This window comes from Streptomyces sp. NPDC048523 (assembly GCF_043199815.1).
Classification (GTDB): Bacteria; Actinomycetota; Actinomycetes; order Streptomycetales; family Streptomycetaceae; genus Streptomyces.
This window is the reverse complement of record NZ_JBICWQ010000004.1, coordinates 443,135-461,998: the sequence shown is the minus strand read 5'-3', so window position 1 is coordinate 461,998 and position 18,864 is coordinate 443,135. Positions and strand designations below refer to the sequence as shown.

Annotated in this window: 15 protein-coding genes; 10 read left to right on the top strand and 5 right to left on the bottom strand. The window is 70.4% G+C overall.

What is annotated here, in order from left to right:
* Position 1: 1 nt before the first annotated feature.
* The 3 genes from ACGFWE_RS22895 to ACGFWE_RS22885 are packed head-to-tail and all read left to right on the top strand — an operon-like array spanning position 2 to position 2,989.
* The gene (locus ACGFWE_RS22895; protein ID WP_393601306.1) at positions 2 to 970 is read left to right on the top strand and encodes an ABC transporter permease; all 969 of its coding nucleotides are present in this window, start codon (positions 2 to 4) and stop codon (positions 968 to 970) included.
* Positions 963 to 1,970 carry an ABC transporter ATP-binding protein gene (locus tag ACGFWE_RS22890; protein WP_352386406.1) on the top strand — a complete coding sequence of 336 codons (1,008 nt, stop codon included), beginning with the start codon at positions 963 to 965 and terminating at the stop codon, positions 1,968 to 1,970. Before ACGFWE_RS22895 ends, ACGFWE_RS22890 begins: the two co-directional genes overlap by 8 nt.
* The gene (locus ACGFWE_RS22885; protein WP_352386408.1) at positions 1,967 to 2,989 is read left to right on the top strand and encodes an oligopeptide/dipeptide ABC transporter ATP-binding protein; all 1,023 of its coding nucleotides are present in this window, start codon (positions 1,967 to 1,969) and stop codon (positions 2,987 to 2,989) included. Before ACGFWE_RS22890 ends, ACGFWE_RS22885 begins: the two co-directional genes overlap by 4 nt.
* A gap of 114 nt (positions 2,990 to 3,103) precedes the next feature.
* On the opposite strand, the gene ACGFWE_RS22880 is transcribed toward ACGFWE_RS22885, so the two are convergent.
* The 3 genes from ACGFWE_RS22880 to ACGFWE_RS22870 all read right to left on the bottom strand — a co-directional run bounded on the left by ACGFWE_RS22880 (position 3,104) and on the right by ACGFWE_RS22870 (position 5,585).
* Positions 3,104 to 3,574 (bottom strand): carboxymuconolactone decarboxylase family protein, encoded by a 471-nt coding sequence (locus ACGFWE_RS22880; RefSeq protein ID WP_352386410.1) that lies wholly within the window; start codon positions 3,572 to 3,574, stop codon positions 3,104 to 3,106.
* 105 nt (positions 3,575 to 3,679) lie between these two features.
* Positions 3,680 to 4,330, bottom strand: coding sequence for a restriction endonuclease (locus ACGFWE_RS22875; RefSeq protein ID WP_393601968.1), 651 nt, complete (start codon positions 4,328 to 4,330; stop codon positions 3,680 to 3,682).
* Between the two features lie 196 nt (positions 4,331 to 4,526).
* On the bottom strand, positions 4,527 to 5,585 hold the full coding sequence (locus ACGFWE_RS22870; RefSeq protein WP_393601303.1) for a glycoside hydrolase family 5 protein: 1,059 nt from the start codon (positions 5,583 to 5,585) through the stop codon (positions 4,527 to 4,529).
* A gap of 148 nt (positions 5,586 to 5,733) precedes the next feature.
* On the opposite strand from ACGFWE_RS22870, the gene ACGFWE_RS22865 reads away from it, so the two are divergent.
* From ACGFWE_RS22865 to ACGFWE_RS22855, 3 genes are all read left to right on the top strand, one after another.
* Positions 5,734 to 6,780: a LacI family DNA-binding transcriptional regulator gene (locus ACGFWE_RS22865; protein WP_393601966.1), complete on the top strand. Its 1,047-nt coding sequence runs from the start codon at positions 5,734 to 5,736 to the stop codon at positions 6,778 to 6,780.
* 68 nt (positions 6,781 to 6,848) lie between these two features.
* A complete protein-coding gene (locus ACGFWE_RS22860) occupies positions 6,849 to 7,379 on the top strand; it encodes an AAA family ATPase (protein ID WP_393601301.1) in 531 nt (176 codons plus the stop codon).
* A gap of 33 nt (positions 7,380 to 7,412) precedes the next feature.
* Positions 7,413 to 8,672, top strand: a complete 1,260-nt coding sequence (locus tag ACGFWE_RS22855) for an MFS transporter (RefSeq protein ID WP_393601299.1) — start codon at positions 7,413 to 7,415, stop codon at positions 8,670 to 8,672.
* 173 nt (positions 8,673 to 8,845) lie between these two features.
* On the opposite strand, the gene icmF is transcribed toward ACGFWE_RS22855, so the two are convergent.
* Positions 8,846 to 12,076 (bottom strand): fused isobutyryl-CoA mutase/GTPase IcmF, encoded by a 3,231-nt coding sequence (gene icmF / locus ACGFWE_RS22850; RefSeq protein ID WP_393601297.1) that lies wholly within the window; start codon positions 12,074 to 12,076, stop codon positions 8,846 to 8,848.
* Positions 12,077 to 12,526: 450 nt separating this feature from the next.
* On the opposite strand from icmF, the gene ACGFWE_RS22845 reads away from it, so the two are divergent.
* The 4 genes from ACGFWE_RS22845 to ACGFWE_RS22830 all read left to right on the top strand — a co-directional run bounded on the left by ACGFWE_RS22845 (position 12,527) and on the right by ACGFWE_RS22830 (position 18,141).
* Positions 12,527 to 14,695: an MMPL family transporter gene (locus tag ACGFWE_RS22845; protein WP_352386417.1), complete on the top strand. Its 2,169-nt coding sequence runs from the start codon at positions 12,527 to 12,529 to the stop codon at positions 14,693 to 14,695.
* Positions 14,696 to 14,805: 110 nt separating this feature from the next.
* The gene (locus tag ACGFWE_RS22840) at positions 14,806 to 15,597 is read left to right on the top strand and encodes a YqjF family protein (protein ID WP_393601295.1); all 792 of its coding nucleotides are present in this window, start codon (positions 14,806 to 14,808) and stop codon (positions 15,595 to 15,597) included.
* A gap of 293 nt (positions 15,598 to 15,890) precedes the next feature.
* Complete coding sequence (locus ACGFWE_RS22835; RefSeq protein ID WP_393601293.1) at positions 15,891 to 16,958, top strand: glycerophosphodiester phosphodiesterase family protein; 1,068 nt, start codon at positions 15,891 to 15,893, stop codon at positions 16,956 to 16,958.
* A gap of 151 nt (positions 16,959 to 17,109) precedes the next feature.
* Complete coding sequence (locus ACGFWE_RS22830) at positions 17,110 to 18,141, top strand: LacI family DNA-binding transcriptional regulator (RefSeq protein ID WP_393601291.1); 1,032 nt, start codon at positions 17,110 to 17,112, stop codon at positions 18,139 to 18,141.
* A 64-nt stretch (positions 18,142 to 18,205) separates the two neighbouring features.
* Here ACGFWE_RS22830 and ACGFWE_RS22825 read toward each other — a convergent pair whose 3' ends face one another.
* Positions 18,206 to 18,853, bottom strand: a complete 648-nt coding sequence (locus ACGFWE_RS22825; RefSeq protein WP_393601289.1) for a DUF6629 family protein — start codon at positions 18,851 to 18,853, stop codon at positions 18,206 to 18,208.
* Positions 18,854 to 18,864 lie beyond the last annotated feature (11 nt).

Genomic DNA, 18,864 nt, shown 5'->3' with positions numbered 1-18,864 from the left:
CATGCTCGTCTTCGCCCTCAAGCGCTTCGGCTCGGCCCTGCTGGTGATGTTCGCGATCAGCGTGCTGGTGTTCCTGATCTTCTTCGCCACCCCGGGAGTCGACCCGGCGGCACGCATCGCGGGCCGCAACGCCGACCCGGCCACCCTCGCCCAGGTGCGGCACTCCTTCGGCCTGGACCGGCCGATGCCGGTCCGCTATCTGCTGATGATGCGTCACCTGCTGGTCGACCGGGATCTGGAGTCGTTCGTCAACCGCGGCTCCCGGGTCATCCCGCAGATCATCCAGGCCACCCCCGTGACCCTGTCGTTGGTCATCGGCGCGGCCCTGATCTGGATGACGGCCGGCATCCTCATGGGCACGGCCGCGGCGACCCTGCGCGGCCGGGCCGCCGACCCGCTGATCATGCTGGTGGGCGTGGTCGGCGTCTCGCTCCCGGCCTACTGGCTCGGCGAGGTCGTCAACCTCCTCACCCAGAAGCAGCTGCACGACTCGCTCTTCTCCTGGGTGCCCCCGCCCGGCTACGTCGGTCTCGGCCAGGACCCCGGACAGTGGGCGCTGCACATGCTCTTCCCCTGGCTGACGCTCGCCCTGCTGTACGCCGGGATCTACGCCCGGCTGCTGCGCGGCGAGGTCGTCACCGCGCTGAACGAGGACTACGTCCGTACGGCCCGCGCCAAGGGGCTGTCCGAGCGGCGGATCCTGCTCCGGCACGCCCTGCGCTGCTCGCTGATCCCGATCGTGTCGCTGTTCGGCCTGGACTTCGGCGCGCTCGTCGGCGGGGCCGCGCTCCTCACCGAGGTGGTCTTCGGCCTGCCCGGCATCGGCAAGCTCACCTTCGACGCCCTGCAGAACCTGGACCTGCCCGTGATCATGGGCACGGTGCTGTACGCGGCGTTCTTCGTGGTCCTCGCCAACGCCCTGGTGGACATCCTGTACGCGCGACTCGATCCGAGGGCCCGCCATGCCTGAACCACTGCTGGACGTACGTGACCTGCGCGTACGCTTCCGCACCCGCCAGGGTCTCGTCACCGCCGTCGACGGTCTCTCCTTCACGGTCGCTCCCGGCGAAGTCCTGGGCGTGGTGGGCGAGTCGGGCTCCGGCAAGAGCGTGTCGATGCTCGCCGTGCTGCGGCTGCTGACCAACCCGAACGTGAGCGTGTCGGGTGACGTCCGCTTCCGTGGCCGTGACTTGCTCGCCCTGCCCGACAAGGAGATGCGGGCGGTGCGCGGCCGGGAGATCGCGATGGTCTTCCAGGACCCGATGACCGCCCTGACCCCGGTGTACACCGTGGGCTGGCAGATCGCCGAGGCGATCCGGGCGCACGAACAGGTCTCCCGCAAGGAGGCACACGCGCGTGCCGTCCGGCTGCTCTCGGACGTCGGCATCCCCGACGCGGCCTCGCGGGTGGACGCCTATCCGCACGAGTTCTCCGGCGGCATGCGTCAGCGCGCGGTCATCGCGATGGCGCTCTCCTGCAGCCCCTCACTACTGATCGCCGACGAACCGACGACGGCACTGGACGTCACCGTCCAGGCGCAGATCCTCGATCTGATGCGGGACCTCAACGCAGGGGGCTCCGCGATGGTGCTCATCACCCACGACATGGGCGTGGTCTCCCAGATCGCCGACCGGGTCCTGGTCATGTACGGCGGCCGGGCGGCCGAGGAGGGCCCGCGGCGGGCGGTGTTCCACGGTCCGCGGCACCCGTACACCTGGGGTCTGCTCGACTCGGTGCCCCGGGTGGGCGGTCCCCGGCTCCGGCGGCTGCCCACCATCGCGGGGGTGCCGGTCGCACCGGGTGGGGTTCCGGAGGGGTGCGCGTTCGCGCCGCGTTGCCGGCTGCGGCACGACCTCTGCGACGAGCGGCCCGTTCTGTCTGGTGACACCCATCTCGACGCCTGCTGGCTGCCGTCCGGCGACCGGGCCGGCCTGAGAGTGAGCGCGAGAGACACGGAGGCGGCGTCGTGACGGCACAGGACATCGTGGCGGTGGACACGGACGCACCGCCCGCCGGAGAGGTCCTCCTGAGGGCCACGGACGTCACCAAGCACTACCCCGTGCGCGGAAGGCGTCAGGTGCTGCGTGCCGTGGACGGCGTCTCCCTGGCGGTGCGCGGCGGTGAGACCCTCGGCGTCGTCGGGGAGTCCGGCTGCGGCAAGTCCACGCTGGGCCGGTGCCTGGTCCGGCTCACCGAACTCACCGGTGGGCGTGTCGAGTTCGACGGGCAGGACATCTCGACACTGTCCGCGCGACGGCTGCGTCCGGTACGGCCGGGCATGCAACTGGTCTTCCAGGACCCGCAGGCCTCGCTCAACCCCCGGCGTCGTGCCGGGGACATCGTGGCCGAACCGCTGCTGGTGCACCGGTACGGCAACGCGTCGGCGGTCCGCCGCAGGGTCCGGGAGCTCTTCGACGTCGTAGGACTGGCGGCGGCCCATCTGGACCGCTACCCGCACGAGTTCTCCGGCGGTCAGCGCCAACGGATCGGTATCGCCCGCGCCTTGGCGACGAATCCGAAGCTGATCGTGGCCGACGAGCCGGTGTCCGCGCTGGATGTGTCGATCCAGGCGCAGGTGCTGAACCTCTTCGCCGATCTCCAGGAGGAGTTCGGACTCACGTACGTCTTCATCGCGCACGATCTCGGCGTGGTCCGTCATGTGTCGGACCGGATCGCCGTCATGTATCTGGGCGAGATCGTCGAGCTCGCCCGCACGGAGGAGCTGTTCTCGGACCCGGCTCATCCGTACACGCAGGCCCTGCTGTCGGCGGTACCGGACATCGACGACGGGGCGTTCGCGGAGGACGGGCCGCGCCGGGAGCGCATCGTGCTGACCGGTGAGGTGCCCAGTCCCGCGGACAAGCCGACGGGGTGCCCTTTCCGCACGCGCTGTCCGTACGCCAAGGGTCTGTGTGCGGTGGAACGCCCGCGGCTCACGGCGAACGCCTCCGGCCGTCAGGTGGCCTGTCACTACCCGCTCGCCGGTTGAGGTGGTGAGGTCGGGCCCGGGGTCTGCAGCCCCCGGGCCGGTCACCCGGCCGTCAAGTTCAGGTCCTCAGCTTGAGGTCATCAGCTTGAGGTCCTCAGCTTCAGGTCCTCAGGCTCAGCCGAACTGACCGACCACGTAGTCGCCGGCCGGCTGCTGGGTCAGGACGTTCAGCCGGTTGAAGGCGTTGATGACGGCGATCAGGGAGACCAGGGCGAGGAGTTGGTCCTCGTCGTAGTGCTTGGCGGCGTTCTCCCAGACCTCGTCCGAGACGCCGGTCCCGTCGGCGAGGCGGGTGCCGTGCTCAGCCAGCTCCAGCGCGGCCCGCTCGGCCTCGGTGAAGACCTTGGCCTCACGCCACGCGGCGACCATGTGAAGACGCTGCGCGGTCTCGCCCGCGGCGGCGGCCTCCTTGGTGTGCATGTCGAGGCAGAACCCGCAGCCGTTGATCTGGCTCGCGCGGATCTTCACCAGTTCCTGGGTCGTCATCGGCAGTCCCGAGTCCGTGACCACCTTCCCCGCGGAGGCGAAGTGCTTCAGCAGCTTGCCGGCGAGCGGGCTGGCGAAGACGTTGAGCCGGGCTTCCATGGTGTGCTCCTTCTGCCGTTGTCGATGGCTACACACCTATGACCGAATGGACCGGCGGATTGTGACAGGCCCAGATGTGACCTGCGTCTCCCTGGGACGGGTCCCCTAGCCGCCGTACGCCTTCTTCCAGCGGGCTCGATGCCGGGCGTCGCCCTGGCCACGGCCGTTCACCGGGCCCAGCGACACGAGGGAGGCCCCGTTGTTCCACAGGCCGAGGAGGTCGCGGTGCACGGCGAGGATGCCGTGCTCCAGCGCGAACCTCTCGGAGGGGCCGGTGAAACGTGAGGTCGTCACGAACACGGCCACGTCGGCGCGGAAGTGCACCCGGGCACCCAGCAGATCACGCAGCTCGCGGTTCGGGATCGCCCTGCTCGGTGCGTACCGCTTGCACTGGACGACCATCGTGCGGCCGTCCGGCAGCCGCCCGAGGACATCGGCGCCGTTGTCGCCCGCGCCGCCCACCCGGCGGACCTCGGTGCACCCGTCCCGCCGGCACAGCCCCGCGACCAGTTCCTCGAACTCGGTGCCCGTCATGACGTCCACCTCGGCGAGAGTCCGGCGGCCCGCCTCCACCGCGTCCTCCTGACGCCAGCGGCGGTCCCGGCCGCGCAGAAGCCGGTCCGTCCGCCACAGCCACCACCCGATCGACCCGGCGACACCGACCAGCAGGAAACCCAACAGATACGGCCACACGCTCGCCCGGAACACCACCAGGAGGACCAGCGCCACCGCGCCGCCCCCCGCGCCCCACTTGATCCTCAGCGCCCGCTGTCTGCGAGCGGCCGTACCCCGTCGACGCCTGGCCACGGCGGCCTCCCCCCGGTGTCCCTGTCCAGGAGTCTGGGCAGTGCGGGAGGGCGTGGGAAGGGCGCGAGTCGGCCATGTCCGCACAGCCGCCGTGGACAACGGCCGGCCGCGGTACCCGAAGGCACCGCGGCCGCCGGGGAACGGGTCAGCCCTTGACGGGCTTGCCGCGGCCCCAGGCCCAGGCGAGGCGGTCGGCGCCCGACTGGTTGGTGGTCTCCAGCCACGGCTTGCCGGGCGGCCCGACAAGCTTCTGCACCGAGTAGATGTCGTCGGTGCGCAGGCCCGGCCAGTACACCGAACCCATCTTCAGCTCGCGGAAGGTGTCGGTGACGGCCTGGATGAAGTTGACGAAGTTGTCGTCCGGGGTCTTCACGTTGTAGTTCAGACCGGTCGTCATCGGCGCGCCGAACTCGTCCGCCACGGTCCGGTTCGCGCAGTCGCCGATGCGGACCTTCAGGTCGGCCACCCACTCGTCGTAGGTGGCGTACGACTTCCAGAAGCCGTAGTGGTGCAGCGACAGGTAGGTGCCCTTCAGGCGCGGGTCGGCACAGACCGTGGTGACGTGATCGTTGTAGCCGGCGCCGCTGACGAAGACGCGGTTGCGCGGCACCGACTTGTAGGTGTCCAGCCACTTCGCGGCGATGTCGGCCCACTGGGTGTCCGTGTAGCCGTGCGGTTCGTTCATCGGCTCGAAGTAGACCCGGGAGTTGTTCTTGTAGGCCTTGACGACGGTGTTCCACATCGGCCAGTAGGTGGCCTCGTCGTCGATGAAGCCGTCCTTGCGGTCGCCCGTGCCCTCCCAGTACGACACGATGACCTTGAAGCCGTGGGCGGTGGCCGCGTCGATGACGCCCCGGTACGACTTCCAGTAGGAGCCGTTGACGGTGTACGGGTTGATCGGCAGCCGGACGGTGTTGGCGCCGAGGTTCGCGCGGAACGCCGAGATGATGCGGCTCGCCTTGGTGTACGTCTGGGCGTAGGTGTCGGTGGTCGACAGGCCCGACAGCTGGAGCTCGTCGTCGGCGAAGTTGTCGCGCGGGTCGGCCCAGTTGACGCCCTTGAACTGGGTCGTGTCGGTGGTCGGCGCGGCGGCGGAGGCGGGGCTGCCGGTGAGGGTGGCGCCGCTGACCGCGGCGATCGCGAGGGCGACGAGCGAGGCACGCAGCCTCGGGGCCCGACGGGTGCTGACGGGGGTCTTGCGCATCGACCAAACCCTTTCGGAATGACAGCATGTTTACGTAAACATGACGGCGCCGGAATCGTGGCATCCGCCTCGGCGACCGTCAAGGTTTCCCACACGTAACATCCGGTGCGACACGCAACACGTTCGTGTGCGGACGAAGGAGGCAGCAGTGGTGGAGCGGGGCGGTTCCGGTGTCCCCGGAGGCCGGCGCAAGCAGCGCGTGTCCATGGCGGACGTGGCCAAGCTCGCGGGCGTCTCCTCGCAGACCGTCTCGCGGGTCGCCAACGGTCAGCCCGGGGTGATCGACTCCACGCGCGAGCAGGTGCTGGCTGCGATGCGGGAACTGGGGTACCGGCCCAACAGTGCCGCGCGGGCGCTGCGGTACGGCCAGTTCAACACCATCGGCGTGATCCTGTTCAGCCTGTCCTCCACGGGCAACAGCCGGACGGTGGAGGCGATCGCCACCCACGCGGCGGCCGAGGGGTACGCGATCACCCTGATTCCCATCGACGTCCCGACCCAGGACAACGTCCTGGGCGCCTTCACGCGCATGGGCGAGCTGGCCGTCGACGCGGTCATCGTCATCATGGAGATCCATCTCCTCGACACCGGGACGGTGCAGCTGCCGCCCGGGGTGCATGTCGTCGTGGTGGACTCCGACGCCGGTGACCGCTACAGCGTGGTCGACACCGACCAGGCCGACGGCGCGCGGCAGGCCGTACAGCACCTGCTCGACCTGGGCCATCACACCGTGTGGCACGTGACCGGCCCCCAGGAGTCCTTCGCGGGGCAGCGCCGGACCCAGGCCTGGCGTGCGGTGCTGCGGGAGGCCGGGCGGCCGGTGCCGCCCGCGCTGTACGGGGACTGGTCGGCCGAGTCCGGTTACGCGGCCGGGCTGGTGCTCGCCGAACCGCCGGACTGCACGGCGGTGTTCGCCGCCAACGACCAGATGGCGCTGGGCCTGCTGCGCGCGTTCCACGAGCGGGGGCTGTCCGTGCCGTACGACGTCAGCGTGGTCGGTTTCGACGACATCCCCGACGCGGCGTTCTTCGTACCGCCGCTCACCACCGTCCACCAGGACTTCGCGGAGGTGGGCCATCGCTGCGTCCAGAAGGTCCTTCAGCAGATCCGCGCAGGCGGAACCGGACAGCCCGGCACCGACCTCGTCCCGACCCGCCTGGTGGTGAGGGCGAGCACCGCGTCACCGCGGGGGTGAGTGGGGTGGCGGATCTTCATGCATGATCCGACCAGGGGTGCTGTTCGCGAGGACCGGGGGTTCCGGCTGTGATCGTGTGGGTGAACGGGGCGTTCGGCAGCGGCAAGACGACGCTCGTGGAGGAACTGCGGACACGGTGGCCCCAGGCCCTGGTCTTCGACCCGGAGACGGTCGGCTATGTGCTGCGCGAGATCGTGGACGTGCCGACCGGTGACTTCCAGGACCTCCCGCTGTGGCGGCGGCAGGTCGCCCACCTGGCCGTCGGCCTGGTCGAGGAGTACGGGCGCCCGGTCCTGGTCCCCATGACACTGGTGAACCCGGCCTATCTGGACGAGATCTTCGGCGCTCTGGAGGACGCGGACGTCGTCGTCCACCACTTCTTCCTCAAGGTCGCGCCGGACGTCCTGGCTCGGCGGATCGACGCGCGGAGCTTCTTCCCCGACGACCCGGCCAGGGAGGAGCGGGTGCGGGCATGGTGCAAGGCCCGCATCGAGGCCTGTACGGCCGCGGTCGACACCCTGCCCGGCGACACGGTGTTCCTCGACGGCGAGTCGACCCCCCGGGAACTGGCCGGCCAGGTGCTCGCCCACATCGGTTGACCTTGCCCCAAGGGGAGCCCGCAGCATCGCTGCATGGTGCGCAGCAGAGGGCTGATGGTCGGCGTGGGGCCGCTGCGGGCGGGCGCGTTCCGGCGGTTGTGGGTGGCGGGGATCGTCACCGCCCTCGGGGCTCAACTGACCGCGGTCGTCGTGCCGTTGCAGATCTACGAGTTCTCCGGTTCGTCGGCCTGGGTGGGTCTGGCCGGTCTGGTGGGCCTCGCCCCGATGGCCACGGCGGCACTGTGGGCAGGGGCGCTCGCCGACGTATGCGACCGGCGGCGCGTGCTGCTGTCGACCACGATCGGCGTCGGGGTGACGTCGTTGCTGCTGTGGGCGCAGGCGTGGGCGAATCTGCGGTCGGTGGCCGTGCTGCTCGTGCTGGTCGGTGTCCAACAGGCCCTGTTCGGCGCCCACTCCACGGTGAGCAGGGCCGTGACACCGCGTCTGGTGCGGCCCGGGCTGCTTCCCGCTGCCAACGCGCTGCAGTCGATGGTCCTCCTGTCGGCCGGGATCGCCGGACCGCTGCTGGCCGGCGGCCTGCTCCCGGTCGTAGGGAGCCGGACGCTGTACCTGGCGGACGCTGTCGCCGTCTGCGCGACGGTATGGGCGGTGTGGCGGCTGCCGGCTCTACCCCCGGTCGCCGGCGGTGAGCGGCGACAAGGCGCGGTTCTGCGGCAGATCGCGGACGGCGTACGGTTCGTGACGGAGCGTCAGGTGCTACGGACGGTCTATCTCTGCGACTTCGCCGCCCTGACCCTCGGCCTGCCCACGGCACTGTTCCCGCAACTGGCGGCGGAGACCTTCCATCCGTCGGACATCGGGGTGCTGTACGCCGCCGTCTCCGCCGGCGGTGTGCTGGCGGGGTTGTTCTCCGGGGCCTTCGCGCGCGTTCACCGACACGGTGTCGCGGTGGCGGTGTCGGTCGGGCTATGGGGCCTGGCGGTGGCAGGGTTCGGGTCGGCCCACTCGCTGCCCGCCGCGGTGGCGTGGCTGCTGCCGGCCGGCGGTGCGCTCCTCGCGCTGGGCGTGTTCCGGAAGACGGTGCTGCAGACGGCCGTTCCCGACGGGATGCGCGGCCGGCTCCAGGGGATCGACACGGTGGTGGCGGTCGGAGGGCCACGGCTGGGCGACCTCCTGCACGGCACGGTCGGCGCCGCCCTGGGTGTCACCTGGACCGTCACGGGCGGCGGCGTCCTGACCGTCGTGGCGGCACTCGCCCTCCTCCTGTTCTTCCCGGGGTTCCGGCGCCATCGGGCACCGGCCGGGAGCGAACAGGAGGCGCTCGGCGCGTGAGTCGCACTTCGGGGTCGGCGGCAAGGAGTTGCATCAGCCGCACCACGAACTCCCGTGCCCCCCGACTCAGGGTGGCCGGGGCGGGCCGGCCCCGCCTCGGGAACGAGCACCGCGTCCGCCGGCGTCCCCGCCACCTCGCGGCGCTACTCCCGGCCCTCCCATGGCGGTCGCCCTCAGACGTTGCGGCGGTACTGGCCACCCACCTCGAAGAAGGCCTCCGTGATCTGCTGGAGGGAGCAGACGCGGGTGGCGTCCATGAGGACGGCGAAGACGTTCTCGCCGCGTACCGCCGCGTCCTTGAGGGCGTCCAGGGCGGCCCGGGCCTCCTCGTGGTGGCGGGCGTGGAAGTCACGTACGCGTGCCAGCTGGGACTGCTTCTCCTCCTCGGTGGCGCGGGCGAGTTCGACGACGCCGGGCTCGGCGGTGTCGGCGTGCGGGTTGCGGAAGGTGTTGACGCCGACCAGGGGCAGGGAGCCGTCGTGCTTGCGCTGTTCGTAGAGCATCGACTCGTCCTGGATGCGACCGCGCTGGTAGCCGGTCTCCATCGCGCCGAGCACACCGCCGCGTTCGTTGATCCGCTCGAACTCCTGGAGCACGGCCTCCTCGACCAGGTCGGTGAGTTCGTCGATGATGAACGACCCCTGGAGCGGGTTCTCGTTCATCGCCAGGCCCCACTCCCGGTTGATGATCAACTGGATGGCCAGGGCCCGGCGTACGGACTCCTCGGTGGGGGTGGTGACGGCCTCGTCGTAGGCGTTGGTGTGCAGGCTGTTGCAGTTGTCGTAGATGGCGATCAGGGCCTGGAGCGTGGTGCGGATGTCGTTGAAGTCCATCTCCTGCGCGTGCAGGGAGCGCCCGGAGGTCTGGACGTGGTACTTCAGCTTCTGGCTGCGCTCCCCCGCGCCGTACTTCTCCTTCATCGCCACCGCCCAGATACGACGGGCGACCCGGCCCAGGACCGAGTACTCGGGGTCCATTCCGTTGGAGAAGAAGAACGACAGGTTCGGGGCGAAGTCGTCGACGCGCATGCCGCGCGCGAGGTACGCCTCGACGTAGGTGAAGCCGTTGGCGAGGGTGAAGGCGAGCTGGCTGATGGGGTTCGCGCCGGCTTCGGCGATGTGGTAGCCGGAGATGGACACCGAGTAGAAGTTGCGGACCTGGTGGGCGATGAACCACTCCTGGATGTCGGCCATCATCCGCAGGCTGAACTCGGTGGAGAACAGGCAGGTGTTCTGGCCCTGGTCCTCCTTGAGGATGTCGGCCTGCACGGTGCCGCGCACGTTCGCCAGCGCGTGTGCGCGCAGCTGGGCCGCCTCGTCGGGTGAGGGGTCGCGGCCCTCCTCGGTGCGGAACCGCTCGATCTGCTGGTCGATCGCGGTGTTGAGGAAGAACGCCAGGACCGCGGGCGCGGGACCGTTGATCGTCATGGAGACCGAGGTCGTGGGCGCGACCAGGTCGAAGCCGTCGTAGAGCGCCTTCATGTCCTCCAGGGTGGCCACCGAGACGCCGGAGGTGCCGACCTTGCCGTAGATGTCGGGGCGCTCGTCGGGGTCACGGCCGTAGAGGGTCACCGAGTCGAAGGCGGTGGACAGGCGGGTCGCCGGCTGGCCCTGCGAGAGGAGCTTGAAGCGGCGGTTGGTGCGGAACGGGTCGCCCTCGCCGGCGAACATCCGCGCCGGGTCCTCGCCGTCGCGCTTGAAGGGGAACACTCCTGCCGTGAAGGGGAAGTGGCCCGGCAGGTTCTCGTTCCGCCAGAACCGCACCAGCTCGCCGTGGTCGGTGAAGCGGGGCAGGGCGACGCGGGGGATCTTGTTGCCCGACAGGGACTCGCGGGTCAGCTTGGTGCGGATCTCACGGTCGCGGACCTTCACGACCTGCTCGTCGCCGGAGTAGGAGGCGATGACGGAGGGCCAGTTCTCGATCTGCCGGACGATGTCGTGCGGGAGGCGGGTGCGGGCGTCGTCGAGCAGCGCGTGCACGTTCGCGGCGTCGGAGCCGGCGTCGGTGAGCTCGGCCCCGACCAGCTCCAGGCGCTGCACCCGCCGGGCCGCCTCGGCCAGCCGCTCGGTGTCGGCGTGGTAGGCACGGACGGCCTCGGTGATCTCGGCGAGATAGCGCACCCGGTCCGGCGGAACCACCTGCCGGATGCCCGAGGAGTGGCGTACGTCGACCCGCGGCAGGGTGCCCTCGGGCAGCGGCAGTCCCTTCTCCGCGAGGACCGCCGTGAGGTACTGGTGGAGAGCGGTGACGCCGTCGTCGTTGAAGGTGGCCGCGGAGGTGCCGTAGACCGGCATGTCCTCGGGCCGCCGGCCGAACGCCTCGCGGTTGCGGACCAGTTGGCGGCCCACGTCCCGCAGGGCGTCCTTGGCGCCGCGCCGCTCGAACTTGTTGATCGCCACGACATCGGCGAAGTCGAGCATGTCGATCTTCTCCAACTGCGAGGCCGCGCCGAACTCCGGCGTCATCACGTACAGGGAGGCGTCGACGAACGGCACGATCGCCGCGTCGCCCTGGCCGATGCCCGGCGTCTCCACGATGACCAGGTCGAAGCCGGCGGCCTTCACCACGTCGATCACGTCGGAGAGGTGCTCGGGCAGCTCGCGGCTGCCGCGGGTGGCGAGGCTGCGGAAGAACACCCGGTCGCCGTCGAGGGAGTTCATCCGGATCCGGTCGCCGAGCAGCGCACCACCGCCCCTGCGCCGGGTCGGGTCGACCGCGATCACGGCGATGCGCAGGGTGTCCCGCTGGTCGACACGGAACCGGCGCACCAGTTCGTCAGTCAGGGACGACTTGCCCGAGCCGCCGGTTCCGGTGATTCCGAGCACCGGCACCCGCCGCGTCGCCGCCGTGGCCCGCAGCTCCTGACGGAACTCCTCGGACAGCTTGCCGAGTTCGGCGCCGGTGAGAGCGCGGGCGATGGCGAAACGGTCGCCGGCCAGGACCGCGGTGAGGTCGGCCGGCTTGCCGTCCCAGAGGTCGAAGTCGCAGTCCTTGACGACCGTGTTCACCATCCCCGCGAGCCCCAGCCGCTGGCCGTCCTCGGGCGAGAAGATCGTCACCCCGCTCTCCCGGAGCCGGGCGATCTCCTCCGGCACGATCACCCCGCCACCGCCGCCCACCACCCGGATGTGTTCCGCGCCCTGCTTGCGGAGCGAGGCCACCAGGTACTCGAAGTACTCGACATGTCCGCCCTGATAGGACGAGACCGCCACGCCGTGCGCGTCCTCTTCGAGAGCCGCGTCCACGACCTCGCGCACGGATCGGTTGTGCCCGAGGTGGATGACTTCGGCGCCCTGCGACTGGAAGATCCGTCGCATGATGTTGATCGAGGCGTCGTGCCCGTCGAACAGCGCCGAGGCGGTGACCAGGCGGACGGGGTGGACGGGGCGATGCAGATCGCTCATGGCGGAGCCTTCCCGGGGCACATCGGAAAAACGCGGGCTGAGAAAATAGTAGGACGTCCTAGTAAATATAGAGGGGTCCGGGTGACGAGAAGCACAGCGGCATGCGCATGGATGCCGGACGGACCGGACGGACCTGATCCGGCCGCGGGTACCCGCAGGCGCTGAGCACCCCACCCGATGGTCCCGTTCGGCGCGCAAGAGGCGCGCAGGGTGCCGTCAGGCGGGCCATCGGGGGCGCCGCGGTCCCGGTCCCCCGTCCGGCCGACACATCGGCCGGTTCAAACTGACTCCCGGTCAAGCGATCTCGATCCTTGATCTCTACGATGAGAGCTCAAGACAACCATTCCGGCCGGTCCAACGGGGGGACCCTGAGGGACCGGCCGGGGGTCGCCGATGCCAGGGTCCGCTCCCCGGGCTGCGGTGATCTTCCTTCCCAGGAGGACCTTCCGCATGTTCCGAAGTATTGGCAACGCTGTCGTCCGACATCCCGTCTGGACGATCGTTGCGTGGTTGATCGCTGCTGTGGCGATCGTGGCCACCGCTCCGAGCCTGCCCTCGAACAGTGACGAGAGCAGTTTTCTCCCCAGAAGTTATGAATCCATCAAAGCGGCGGAACTTCAGGAGAAGGCGTTCCCCAGCGCCTTCACCCCGTCCGCGATCGCGCTGTACAAGCGCACCGACGGCGGCAAGCTGACCGCCGCCGACCAGAAGGATGTCGCCCGGATCACCTCCGAGCTGGGCAAGAAGAAGATCGACCAGGTGCAGAAGGTCATCCCCGGCCAGCCGTCCTCCGACGGCAGGTACGCCCTGACCCTGGTCCAGATGGACAGCAAGAACGCCGGCCAGCCGAAGCAGGCCGACGCGGCCGAGGTGCTGCGCGACGACGTCAAGAAACTTGCCAAGGGCACGAACCTCGACGTCAAGCTCGGCGGCTCCGCCGCCCAGGCCCTCGACCAGCAGGACTCGTCCAAGCGCGGTGAGGCGCTGATCGGTATCGGCACCTTCCTCATCATCCTGGTGACGCTGCTGATCATCTTCCGGGCGCCGATCCTGGCGTTCCTGCCCCTGATCACGATCGGGTTGGTGTCGGCGATCGCGAACGGGCTGATCGCGTACGCCACCAAGCTGTTCGACCTCCAGGCCAACAGCTCGATCTCGTCGATCCTGATCGTGGTGCTCTTCGGCGTGGGCACCGACTACTTCCTGTTCCTGATGTTCCGCTACCGAGAACGTCTGCGACTCGGCGACGAACCGAAGCAGGCCATGATCAACGCCGTCGACCGGGTGGGCGAAGCCATCGCCTCCGCCGCCGGCGCGGTCATCATCGCCTTCCTCGCGCTGGTCCTGTCGACGCTGGGCTTCCTCAAGCAGATGGGTCCGGCGCTCGCGATCGCGGTCACCGTCACCCTGATCGCGGGCCTGACGCTGATCCCGGCCATCGTCTCCCTGATCGGCCCGAAGGTGTTCTGGCCGTCCAAGTCCTGGCAGCGCGAGCCGGAGAACGCCCGGTTCGCCGCCCTGGGCCGCGGCGTGCGGAACCGTCCGGCGCTCACCGCCGGGCTCTCCGGGCTCATCCTGGTCGCGCTGTCGCTCGGGACGTTCGGCTACAACGCCACGTTCGACCTGGCGTCCGGCTCCATGCCCAAGACCAAGGAGTCGATGGTCGTCCAGGACGAGATGCAGAAGGCGTACTCGGCGGGTGCCGCCGCGCCGACCGACGTCTATCTGTCCAGCACCGACGGCAAGCCGATCGACACGACGGTCTTCGACGGGTACGTGAAGAAGCTCGGGGCCGTGGACGGTGTGGCGAACGCTCGCCTGTCGCAGTTGAACAAGGACGGCACGACCGTCGACTTCACGGTCACCCTCAAGTACGAGGCGTCGACGGACAAGGCGATCGAGACGGTGGGCCGGGTTCGCGAGGTGGCGCACTCCGACGCCCCGGAGGGCACCGAGGCCGTGGTGGGCGGCATGTCCTCGATCTTCAAGGACATCGATACGGCGGTCAATCACGACTACCGGACGGTCTTCCCCGTCGCCGCCGCGCTGATCATGCTCATCCTGGGGCTGCTGCTGCGCAGCGTGGTCGCTCCCTTGTACCTGATGGCGTCGGTGGGCCTCGGCTTCGGCGCGACCCTCGGTGCCACGGTCTGGATCTTCCAGGAGGGCCAGGGACACTCGGGTCTGATGTTCATGCTGCCGGTGATCATGTATCTGTTTGTGGTCGCCATCGGCACCGACTACAACATCCTCATGATCGCCCGGCTGCGGGAGGAGGCCCGCGAGGGCCGCGAACCACGTGAGGCAGCCGGTATGGCGCTGCGGCACGCCGGTCCCACGGTGGCCGCGGCGGGCTTCATCCTGGCGGCGACCTTCGCCACGATGATGCTGGCGGGCAACGCACTGCTCACGGAGATGGGCTTCGCGGTCTCCTTCGGCATCGCCGTCGCCGCCTTCGTCATGGCGATGTTCTTCACGCCCAGCCTCACCGCCCTGATCGGCCATGCGGCCTGGTGGCCGGGGCACGCGGACCGGGCGAAGACACCGACCGCGCCCGCACCGGTCTCCGGCGATGACCGCGACGCCGCGGTGCAGGATCCGGCCGGTCGCCGCAACTGACGCCGAGGTGACGGGAGGGACGGCGTCCGCCGGGCCGCACGGCTCGGCGGACGCCGTCCCTTCGTCCCGAGCTGCCGTCTCTTCCTCCCGAGACACCCCCGCCCGGCCGGATGCGGCGGTTCTCTGCCACCCTGGACCCCGTGCCGAACCCCGCTCCCGTCACCCCGGACGCCCCCTCCCTCGTACGGGTCCCCCTTCTCACCCAGCAGTGGCTCGACCTCGCCTTCATCCACTGGGCCGTCGAGCCGGGCGTCGTGGCGGGGCTGTTGCCGCGTGGCACGGTCCCCGACACCCACGACGGGCTGACCTACGTCGGGCTGGTCGCGTTCCGGATGCACCGGGTCGGCTGGCTGGGGCTGCCGGGGGTGCCGTATCTCGGGACGTTCCCGGAGACGAACGTGCGCCTGTACTCGGTGGACGGGCACGGGCGGCGTGGCGTGGTGTTCCGCTCGATGGACGCCTCCCGGCTGATCCCGGTGGTGATGGGACGCGTCGGCTTCCGGCTGCCGTATCTCTGGTCCCGGATGAGCGTCCGCACGGCCGGTGACACCGTCACCTACACCAGCTCGCGCCGCTGGCCCGGCCCGCGCGGCGCCCGCAGCCTGATCACGGTGCGGACCGGCGAACGCATCGAGGAGCCGACCGGTCTGGAGCACTTCCTCACCGCCCGCTGGGGCATGCACAACGCCTTCTTCGGCGGATCCGAGTCGCCGGCCTACCTGCCCAACGACCATCCGCGCTGGCCCCTGTACCGCGCCGAGCTCCTCACCTGCGAGCAGGACCTCGTCACCGCGGCCGGTCTGCCCGCCCCGACCGACCCCCCGGTCAGCGTCCTGTACTCCCCGGGCGTCCCGGTCCGCCTCGGCCGTCCGGCCCGCCCGGCAGGCATCCCCACGCCCTGACCGCGGGGGCGGCGTGTTCCGGGGCCGGTAGGCGATCTCCGGCCGACGCGCCCTCGAGCCGGCCGGACGGCGGCAGCGGCCATGTCGAGGTCGTACCCATTGCGCGCGCCCGGGCCACCGCGGCGAGGAACTCGCCGGCCACTCCACGAGCGAGAGATCTATCCGGCTGGTCCCGGCCCCCGACAGGAACGTCGTTCCTCGGACATTCACGCCGGGATCACGTCCGAGCACTTGAACCGGTCCGTGAGCTCACTAGCGTCTGTGTACGTCCGACCCACACGAGTGAGGTGTCGATGCCCGCGAGACATGTCCTCGCCGGCCTGGCGCTGGTGCCGGTGCTCGCACTGCCGGCCGCCACCCCCGCGGCGGCGTACGGCGGTCACCAACTTCAGGCGCCCAAGCCGCACTTCGACCTGCAGGCCCACCGCGGCGGCCTCGGCATGACGACCGAGGAGTCCCTGGAGGGCTTCGGGAAGGCGATGCGCCTCGGGGTGTCCACGCTGGAGCTGGACACCCATGTCACCAAGGACCGCAAGGTCGTCGTCAACCACGACCGCCAGATCAGCGCGGTCAAGTGCCGTGACACGGGGCTGGTGACGGCCGGCGACCCGATGTACCCGTATGCCGGCAAGTACATCAAGGATCTGACGCTGGCTCAGATCAAGACCCTGGACTGCGGATACCAGCAGCTGCCCGGCTTCCCGGAGCAGGAGGTGGTCAAGGGGTTCCGGATGGTCGAGCTGAAGGACGTGCTGAACCTGGTCAAGAGCTACCGCGCCAAGAGGGTCAAGCTCAACATCGAGACGAAGGTCGAGGCCGGCGCGCCCGAACAGACCGCGCCGCGCGGGGTGTTCGTGCGGCGCGTGTACGAGGAGATCCACCGCTCGGGCATCGAGAGGCAGGTCACCGTCCAGTCCTTCGACTGGGGCGCGCTCAGGGCGATGCACGAGCTGGCCCCGAAGTGGCCGCTGGTCGCGCTCACCAACTACGACTTCCTCCAGGTCGGCAAGGCCGGCGCGTCTCCGTGGCTCGGCGGGATCGACGCCGACGACTACGGCGGCGACTTCGTCAGGGCGGCCGCCACGATCCCCGGCGTCAAAACCCTCTCCCCCAACTACGGCTTCCCGCAGAGCGGCAAGGTCGGCGACCCCGACTTCCGCTTCTACGCCGACCGGACGATGGTCGAGGAGGCCCATGCCCGGGGCCTGAAGGTCGTTCCGTGGACCTGCGACGACCCGGCCACCGTGGAGGCGCTCATGGACATGGGCGTCGACGGCGTCATCACCGACTATCCGAACCGCGTACGGCAGATCATGGCCGAGCGCGGCATGCCTCTGCCGAGGGCGTACCGGCCCCGCTGACGCGGTGGCGCCACCGCGAGCCCGGCGCGGCGCCACCGCCGGCCCGGCGGCCATGACACTGTGCCGTCGGGCCCGTCGGGCTCGTTCTACAGTGTCCACAGGCCCGTTCTGCGAGCTTGACGCCGCGACTGGCGCCAGCAAGAATCCCCGAATGAATGTGACCGGTCACACAAGGAGTTCCGCGAGCATCCGGGATGTCGCCGCGGCCGCCGGGGTCTCGTACCAGACCGTCTCCCGGGTGATCAACGGTCACCCGAGCGTGCGGCAGTCGACGCGGGAGCGGGTCCTCGCCGCCATCGACGAGCTGGGTTTCCGGCGCAACGCCACCGCGCTCGCCCTGGCCAGGGGTCGCAGCAGGGCCGTGACCGTGCTCACCGCCGACACCACCCACTACGGCTACGCCTCGATCCTCCAGGGCGTCGAGGAGGCGGCCCGCGCGGCCACCTACTCGGTCGGCGTGGGTGTCCTCGAATCGGCCGACGAGGCCGCCGTCGTCGCAGAGGTGCAGCGGGCCGCGGACCTGGGCGGCGGACTGATCGTGATCGCCTACGATCCGGCCGGCGTCCGGGCCCTGGAGGCGGTCCCGGCCGGGCTGCCGGTCGTCGGCGTGGTCGAGACCCCGGCGAGCGCGCCCACCGACAACCGGCCGTGGGTGTGGACCGACGACCGCGAGGCCGCCTACGAGGCGACCCGGCATCTGCTGTCCCTGGGCCACGAGACCGTGCACTACGTCGCCATCCCCTCCGGCACCCGGCGCACCAGCACCCGTACCGGTGGCTGGCTGCAGGCCCTGAAGGAGGCCGGTGCTCCGGAACCCCGTCCGGTGCAGGGCAGTTGGGGCCCCGCCGGAGGTCATGCGGCCGGCCTGGAACTCGCCCGGGACCCGTCCGTCACGGCGATCCTGTGCGGCAACGACGACCTGGCGCTCGGTGTGCTGCGCGCTCTGCACGAGGCGGGCCGCCCGGTGCCGGGCGAGGTCAGCGTGGCGGGGTTCGACGACGCCCCGCACTCCGCCTATCTGACGCCGTCCCTGACGACCGTGCGCCTGGACTTCACGGGCCTGGGCCGGTCCGCGTTCGCTCTGCTGCACGCGGCACTGGAGGAGTCCGCGCCGATCACCCCGCACCCGGTCTCCGCGCCGGAACTGGTGATCCGGGAGAGCTCGGGACGGCCGCCCGCCTGACCGTCCCTCGCACGCATGGCAGTGGAGAACCCGCCCCGCTCCGCCCGGCATGACAACGACACGCCTATGGGCGGTAGTCGACCGCCGGGAGGGCCGGTCTCGGGGCGGGGCGCCTGCTCGCCCATCCGTACAGGACCACCGAGCAGACCGCCGCCAGCGCGCACCAGGTCGACACGAATTCCAGCCGCCACAGCAGCCAGCACACCAGCGCGCCCGCCCCGGCCAGGACTCCGAGCCCGGTGAGCCACCGGTCGCCGGAGAGCAGCAGCGCGCCGACCGTGGCGATCAGGTAGCCCGCGACGAGGAGTTCGGCCCGGGGCAGCCCGATGACGTAGGCCATGGTGTGGCCGCGGATCTCGGCCCGGACCGGGCGGGTGGTGAGCCCGTGGGCGAGGAAGGCGGCGGTCAGCGCCCCCACCGCCACGAGCGCCGCGACCCGGCGTCCGGCTCGGCGCGGGGCGGCGCACCACACGCCCACCGGCACCCACACGACGAGCACGGGCAGGGCGATGACGGCCCAGGTGACGGTGGCCGCACCGGTCCCGCCCCCCACGTGCCAGATCCGGGCCTCGACCAGTTGGTGGGCGCCGAGCAGCAGGGGCAGCGCGGCGAGGGGCAGGTCCCCGGCGCGGCGGGTCCGGATCAGGCAGGCCGCCCCGACGGACGCGATGGCCGCGCCCGCCACGACGTCCGCTGTCGCACTCCAGCACATGACACCACCAT

Excerpts from the sequence above, each read along its gene's own strand:
- ACGFWE_RS22895 (WP_393601306.1), top strand. The coding sequence starts at position 2 with ATGCTCGTCTTCGCCCTCAAGCGCTTCGGCTCGGCCCTGCTGGTGATG.
- ACGFWE_RS22890 (WP_352386406.1), top strand. The coding sequence starts at position 963 with ATGCCTGAACCACTGCTGGACGTACGTGACCTGCGCGTACGCTTCCGC.
- ACGFWE_RS22880 (WP_352386410.1), bottom strand. The coding sequence starts at position 3,574 with ATGGAAGCCCGGCTCAACGTCTTCGCCAGCCCGCTCGCCGGCAAGCTG.
- ACGFWE_RS22870 (WP_393601303.1), bottom strand. The coding sequence starts at position 5,585 with ATGCGCAAGACCCCCGTCAGCACCCGTCGGGCCCCGAGGCTGCGTGCC.
- ACGFWE_RS22855 (WP_393601299.1), top strand. The coding sequence starts at position 7,413 with ATGGTGCGCAGCAGAGGGCTGATGGTCGGCGTGGGGCCGCTGCGGGCG.
- icmF (WP_393601297.1), bottom strand. The coding sequence starts at position 12,076 with ATGAGCGATCTGCATCGCCCCGTCCACCCCGTCCGCCTGGTCACCGCC.
- ACGFWE_RS22845 (WP_352386417.1), top strand. The coding sequence starts at position 12,527 with ATGTTCCGAAGTATTGGCAACGCTGTCGTCCGACATCCCGTCTGGACG.
- ACGFWE_RS22840 (WP_393601295.1), top strand. The coding sequence starts at position 14,806 with ATGCGGCGGTTCTCTGCCACCCTGGACCCCGTGCCGAACCCCGCTCCC.
- ACGFWE_RS22835 (WP_393601293.1), top strand. The coding sequence starts at position 15,891 with ATGCCCGCGAGACATGTCCTCGCCGGCCTGGCGCTGGTGCCGGTGCTC.
- ACGFWE_RS22830 (WP_393601291.1), top strand. The coding sequence starts at position 17,110 with ATGAATGTGACCGGTCACACAAGGAGTTCCGCGAGCATCCGGGATGTC.
- ACGFWE_RS22825 (WP_393601289.1), bottom strand. The coding sequence starts at position 18,853 with ATGTGCTGGAGTGCGACAGCGGACGTCGTGGCGGGCGCGGCCATCGCG.